Annotated in this window: 6 protein-coding genes; all 6 read left to right on the top strand. The window is 71.5% G+C overall.

The window, feature by feature from the left end; genetic code table 11:
• On the top strand, positions 1–1,438 hold a 1,438-nt coding region (locus NS220_RS12275), incomplete at its 5' end, for an MFS transporter (protein ID WP_081323153.1).
• A gap of 100 nt (positions 1,439–1,538) precedes the next feature.
• Positions 1,539–2,360 (top strand): SGNH/GDSL hydrolase family protein, encoded by an 822-nt coding sequence (locus NS220_RS12270; protein WP_058624331.1) that lies wholly within the window; start codon positions 1,539–1,541, stop codon positions 2,358–2,360.
• Between the two features lie 206 nt (positions 2,361–2,566).
• The gene (locus NS220_RS12265) at positions 2,567–3,367 is read left to right on the top strand and encodes a cytochrome c oxidase assembly protein (protein WP_193755358.1); all 801 of its coding nucleotides are present in this window, start codon (positions 2,567–2,569) and stop codon (positions 3,365–3,367) included.
• A 31-nt stretch (positions 3,368–3,398) separates the two neighbouring features.
• Complete coding sequence (locus tag NS220_RS12260; protein WP_058624330.1) at positions 3,399–4,079, top strand: O-methyltransferase; 681 nt, start codon at positions 3,399–3,401, stop codon at positions 4,077–4,079.
• Between the two features lie 62 nt (positions 4,080–4,141).
• Positions 4,142–5,422 carry a phosphopyruvate hydratase gene (gene eno, locus NS220_RS12255; RefSeq protein WP_058624329.1) on the top strand — a complete coding sequence of 427 codons (1,281 nt, stop codon included), beginning with the start codon at positions 4,142–4,144 and terminating at the stop codon, positions 5,420–5,422.
• A gap of 186 nt (positions 5,423–5,608) precedes the next feature.
• Positions 5,609–6,286: an FtsB family cell division protein gene (locus tag NS220_RS20585; RefSeq protein ID WP_242864611.1), complete on the top strand. Its 678-nt coding sequence runs from the start codon at positions 5,609–5,611 to the stop codon at positions 6,284–6,286.
• The last annotated feature ends 21 nt before the right edge of the window (positions 6,287–6,307 follow it).

Raw genomic sequence — 6,307 nt, 5'->3', positions numbered from 1 at the left:
CACCGGCAGCGCCCCCCTGCCGATCCGCCCCGGCCTGCCCGACCTCGACCCCGCCGAGCGCATGCCCACCTGGCGTTACCTCGGTTTCCTCCTCGGCCCCGGAGTCGGGACGTTCGCCTTCAACGCGGTGACGGTGATCCTCCCGACGCTCCGCGAACGTTTCGGCGCCGGCGACGTGGCTCTCGAACTGGTCATCGCGGGCTACGGCATCCCCTTCGCCGTGCTGCTGATCCTCGGTGGACGCCTCGGAGACCGCTACGGCCGACACCGCCTCTACACGATCGGCATGGGGCTCTTCCTCGTCTCCGCGATCGCGTGCGCCCTCGCTCCCTCGATCGAGACGCTGATCGCCGCGCGCGTCGTCCAAGGTGTCGGGGCCGCTCTGTGCACCCCGCAGGTGCTCGCGACCATCCAGGCGACCTCGCGAGGATCCGCCCGCACCCGCGCCATCGCCGCCTTCGGCGCGAGCGGCGGCATCGGCGCGGCGGTCGGCCAGGTGTCCGGCGGAGCGCTCGCCGCGCTGTCGTTCGGCCCCGTCGAGGGGTGGCGTGCCGTCTTCGTCGTGGTCGCGCTCATCGCGGTCGCGACGATCGTCCTCGCTCCGCTCGCGCCGCGTTCACGCGCTCACGAGGTGGTCGCGATCGACCTCGTCGGCACCGCGGCGCTGGCGCTCGGCATCCTGGCCGCTTCCGTCGCGCTCACCTTCGGACCGGTCTGGAACTGGTCGTGGCCCGTTGCCGTCGCGCTCGGGGTGGCCGCCGTCGCGCTGGTGGGCATGTGGAAGCACCAGGATGCCATCGAGCGCTCCGGCCGCGTCCCGCTGCTGCCCCCCAGCGTCCTGCGCTTGCGCCCCCTGCAGCTCGGACTGCTTGCCGCGGGGCTGTTCTTCGCCGGGTACTCCGCCCTGCTCTACGTCTTCCCGCGAGCCGTGGAGGCCGGGGGACTGACGTCGCTGCAGGCGGGCATGGCGCTGCTGCCCTTCGCGGTCGTGTTCGCCGGGATGTCTCTGGCCGTCGCTCGCATCCAGAGCCGTCTCGGCGACGCGACGTTGATCCTCGGCGTGACGCTGCAGATCGTCGCGCTGCTCGGGATGGCCGGCACCCTCGCGGTGGCGTGGGGCAGCGAGGTGGGCTTGTGGCTGCAGCCCGCGCTCGTCCTGCTCGGCGCGGGTCAGGCGCTCATCTTCTCGCCGCTGACCCAGCTCGTCGTGCGCGAGGTCCCGGTCGAGGCCGCGGGACTGTCGGGCGGCATGTTCAGCACCGCGCAACAGCTCGCCCTGTCGTTCGGCGTGATCGTCATCGGAGGACTCGTCAGCCTCACCGGCGCCGCCGGACGCGACGAACTCCTCGCGGGACTCGCCCTCGACATCGTGCTCGCCGTGGCCGTGCTGATCGTCGCGATCGCCCTGCGCTCCCGCGCGTATCGCTCCCTCGGCTGACGCCCGACACGACGACAGCTCAGGATGCCGGGAGCCCGGCGTCTCCCCGCCGTCACGGCGCGTCCACCGGGCGTTCATCGCGGGCGAGTGTCATCGGAGGATGCGCGCGCGTCGTCCGGTGACCCTGACCGCCGCCTCCACGGTCGCGGTGCTCGGCGCGACCGCCGTGGCGATGCGGACGCTCATCTCCCGGCAGGCCGCGATCGCGCGGCGCCGGATCGGCAAACCTCTCGGGGAGCAGGCTCTGGACGCCGACCGTGTGTGGCGCCGCAAGAAGCACCCGGGGGAGCCTGTCGAGCTGCTGCTGCTGGGCGACTCGATCGCCGCGGGGCTCGGCGCCGACCACCGGCGGGACACGCTGGGCGCGCGACTCGCGAAGGGCATCGCGCGCGACACCGCCCGTCCCGTGCGGCTCCGCACCGCCGCGGTCGTGGGGTCGGAGACCTCGGCGCTGACCGCGCAGCTCGCGGAACTCCCGCCGGGGTATCGCGCCGACGTGGCCGTCATCGTGGTGGGCGGGAACGACGTCACCCACCGGGTGCCCGCGAATCGGGCCGCCGCACAGCTCGAGGAGGCCATCGGCATCCTGAGAGCTCGGGGGATGCCGGTGGTCGTCGGCACGTGCCCCGACCTCGGCACCCTCCGGGCCGTGCCGCAGCCGTTGCGCACCCTCGCATCCCGCTCCTCGCGGCAGCTCGCGGCGGCGCAGGCCCGTGCCGCCCACCGGGCGGGTGCGCGCGTGGTGGGTCTCGCGCGGGCGGTGGGGCCGGTGTTCGCCGAGAACCCCGACGAGATGTTCAGCATCGACCGGTTCCACCCCAGCGCCCTCGGCTACCGCCGCACGGCCGACGCCCTGCTGCCGGCAGTGCTCGCCGCGCTGCCCCCGGAGCGGTACTCGTCACGGCCCGGGCCGAACTCCTGAGTTTCTCTCGTATCCATCGGCACCGCCCCCGAAATCCTGCGGTTCCGCGGCGTACGAGCCCCGAAACTCAGGAGTTTCGCCCGCGCGCCCGCGCGCCCGCGCGCCGGGTCCCTCGGCCAACCCATAGCTCGCCGCCGTACTCTTCCGGCACGCCTCCCACCGATGTCTTCCTCAGCACCTGGCGCGCCGACCCGATCACGCTCGGCGTGCTCCTCGTCGCATCCGCCGCCTACCTGCTCGGGGTCCGCCGGGTCCGGCGCCGCGGGGAGCCGTGGCCCCTGCGCCGGACGATCGGCTTCTTCGCCCTCGGTCTGCTGCCCTACGCGGTCATCGAGCTGGGGTTCCTCGGGGTGTACTCCTCCGAGCTGCGCTGGGCGTTCTCGACCCGCATCGCGCTGCTGATCTTCGCCATCCCCGCCGGGATCGCCGCGGGCCGTCCGCTCGATCTCGTCCCCGTCTCCGTGCGAGAGCGGATCCTCGCCTCCCGCCTCACGCGCATCTTCGGAAACGCGATGGTCGCGACCGTCGTGATCGCGGCGGTGTTCTGTCTCTTCCTCACGCCCGTGGCCGGCATCCTGCGCGTGAATCCGGTGGTCGAGGCCTCGCTCGGGATCGTCGTCCCCCTTGTCGGTCTCGCGATGGTGCTGCCGATGATGGCGCTGGGTGCGGTGCACACCGGAACCTTCATCGCGATCGAGTTCCTGCTCGCCTTCGTCGAGCTCTTGATCGACTCGGTTCCGGGCTTGCTCATGCGTCTGAACGACAACGTCCTCGACCTGATCCCGGATGCCACGCGGGCGGTCTCCTGGTGGCCCTCGATGCTGCACGACCAGCACCTGGCCGGCGACATGATCTGGTTCATCGCGGAGTTCGCCGACGTGCCGATCCTCGTCATCCTGATGATCCGGTGGATGCGCAGCGACCGCGTGGAGGCGAAGAGCTTCGACGACCTCTCCGACGAGGAGTACGACGAGATGACGCGCGCGCACCTGCGCGGCGAGCGTTGACCCGCGCCCCGCGCGCCGACAGGGTGGAAGGGTGCCCACTCACGACGACGTCGACGCGTTCCTGACCGACACCCTGGTCGGTGACGACCCGGTTCTGGATGCCGTCCTGCAGACGCAGCACGACGCCGGCCTCCCGCCGATCGAGGTCGCCCCGGTCAACGCGAAGTTCCTGCACCTGCTCACCCGCATCGCGGGCGCGCGGCGGGTCCTGGAGATCGGCACCCTCGGCGGATACTCGACCATCTGGTTCGCGCGCGCCGTCGGCGCGGACGGACGCGTCGTCACGATCGAGGCCGAGCCCGCGAACGCAGAGGTCGCCCGTGCGAACCTCGAGCGCGCCGGCGTGGCCGATCGCGTCGAGGTGCGGGAGGGGCGGGGCGTCGATGTCCTTCCCACCCTGGAGGGCGATGAGCCTTTCGACCTGGTCTTCATCGACGCCGACAAGGAGTCGAACACCGTCTACCTCGACTGGGCCGCCCGCCTCGGTCGCCCGGGCGCCGTCGTCGTCCTCGACAACGTGGTCCGCGGGGGAGAGGTCGCCGAGCCCGACACGGCCGACGCGAAGGTGCAGGGTGCTCGCCGCGGCATCCTGATGCTGGGGAGCGACCCCCGCTTCGACGCCACCGCCCTGCAGACCCTCGATCGCAAGGGATGGGACGGCGTCGCCCTCGCGATCGTGGTCGACCTCACGGTCGGCGGGCGGGGTCACTAGACTCGACGACGGACCGACGACGCTCCACCCTCTTCCACCCAAGAACCAACGAGGAGTCCTTCGTGGCACTTATCGAGGCTGTCAACGCGCGCGAGATCCTGGATTCGCGCGGTAACCCGACCGTCGAGGTGGAGGTGCTCCTCGACGACGGAATCGTCCAGCGGGCGGCCGTCCCCTCCGGCGCGTCCACCGGCGCGTTCGAGGCCTACGAGCTGCGCGACGGCGACAAGAGCCGCTACGGCGGCAAGGGCGTGCTGAAGGCCGTCGCCGCGGTCGTCGACGAGCTCGGCCCCGCCATCGAGGGCGTCGAGGCCAGCGAGCAGCGCATCATCGACGAGATCCTCATCGAGACCGATGGCACCGACAACAAGTCGCGCACCGGCGCGAACGCGATCCTGGGCGTCTCGCTCGCCGTCGCGAAGGCCGCCGCCGACAGCGCCGACCTGCCCCTGTTCCGCTACCTCGGCGGCCCGAACGCGCACCTGCTGCCCGTTCCCCTCTTCAACGTCATCAACGGCGGCGAGCACGCCGACAACGGCATCGACTTCCAGGAGTTCTTCCTCGCCCCCATCGGCGCCGACACCTACGGCGAGTCGCTGCGCTGGGGCACCGAGGTCTACCACGTCCTCAAAGGCGAGCTGAAGTCGGCCGGCTACAACACCGGTCTCGGCGACGAGGGCGGCTTCGCCCCCGACCTGCCCAGCAACCGCGAGGGCCTCGACTTCCTCATCCGCGCGATCGAGAAGGCCGGCTTCACCCCCGGCAAGGACATCGCCGTGGGCCTCGACGTCGCCGCCACCGAGTTCTACAAGGACGGCGTCTACACTGTCGAGGGCAAGGAGTGGAGCGTCGACACGCTCGTCGACTACTTCGCCGACCTCGTCGCGAACTTCCCGATCGTCACGATCGAGGACGCCCTCGCCGAGGACGACTGGGACGGCTGGAAGAAGCTGACGGATGCCATCGGCTCCAAGGTGCAGCTCGTCGGCGACGACCTGTTCGTCACCAACCCCAAGCGCCTGCAGCAGGGCATCGACCTCGGCGTCGCCAACTCGCTGCTCGTGAAGGTCAACCAGATCGGCACGCTGTCGGAGACGCTCGACGCGATCTCGCTGGCGACCCGCTCGGGCTACACCTCGATGCTGTCGCACCGCTCGGGCGAGACCGAGGACACCACGATCGCCGACCTCGCCGTCGCCGTCAACGCGGGTCAGATCAAGACCGGTGCCCCCGCGCGCAGCGAGCGCGTCGCGAAGTACAACCAGCTGCTCCGCATCGAGGAGGACCTCGGCGACGCCGCGGTCTTCGCGGGCCGCTCGGCGTTCCCCCGTTTCAAGGGCTGAGCGTCTGACGCCGTGAGGAGGGGGAGCCGCGCGGCTCCCCCTCCTTTCGTGTTCCCGGAGCCGGCGCGGGGTGTTCGCGGAGACCCTCGGCGGTCCTCGGCGCGTCCCCGGATCCGCACGGGTCGGCGACGTAGACTCGGCTCCGCCCGTCGCCGGAACGCTCGGGTGAGAACGAGAGGGGATGCCGTGGATCGACCGACACTGCCTCCTCGTGGGCCGGTGTCCGGGGGTGCTCCGGGTACCTCGGGCAAAGGCGCCAAGCCGAAGGGTCCTGCCTCGCGTGCCGCGAAGAGTCCGACCGCGAGCTCGGCCGGGAAGGCCCGCGCACAGGGCTCAACGTCGAAGCGGCCCGCCCCCTCCGCCGCACGCCCCGACGCCGCTCGACGCCGCGTCGACGTACGGGGCTGGCTCGGTGGCATCCGCGTCTCCGGATTCGTCGTCATCATGCTCGGACTGGTGGTTCTCGGGACGTTCGTGCTCGTCCCCACCGTCGGCACCTACATGGATCAGCGCCAGCAGATCCAGGCGCTCAAGAGCGCCGTGGCCCTGAGCCAGTCCGAGGTCGCCGACCTGCAGTCGCAGCGCGAGCGATGGTCCGATCCGGCGTACATCACGACCCAGGCCCGCGAGCGGCTGTACTACACGATGCCCGGAGAGGTCGTCTATCTCATCGACGACGACCTCCCCGCCTCGGCCGCCCTCCAGGAGCAGGACGACGTCAGTGGCGACGTGAGCCAGACCCGCACCGACTGGATGTCGCAGTTCATGCGCTCCTTGACCTCGGCGGGATCCGCCCAGGTGGCGGTTCCGACGGTGGGTGTGCCAGACCCGACGCCGACGCCCGACGCACCGCCCGCCCCCTGATCGGGCCCCGACCGCCCTCGG

The sequence above is a fragment of the Microbacterium testaceum genome (genome assembly GCF_001476655.1).
Classification (GTDB): Bacteria; Actinomycetota; Actinomycetes; order Actinomycetales; family Microbacteriaceae; genus Microbacterium; species Microbacterium testaceum_C.
The sequence above is the reverse complement of the archived record's forward strand: the minus strand, read 5'-3'. Positions and strand labels throughout refer to the sequence as shown.

What these genes read in the sequence shown, in the direction of transcription:
- NS220_RS12270 (WP_058624331.1), top strand. Translation starts at nt 1,539, where the DNA reads ATGCGCGCGCGTCGTCCGGTGACCCTGACCGCCGCCTCCACGGTCGCG.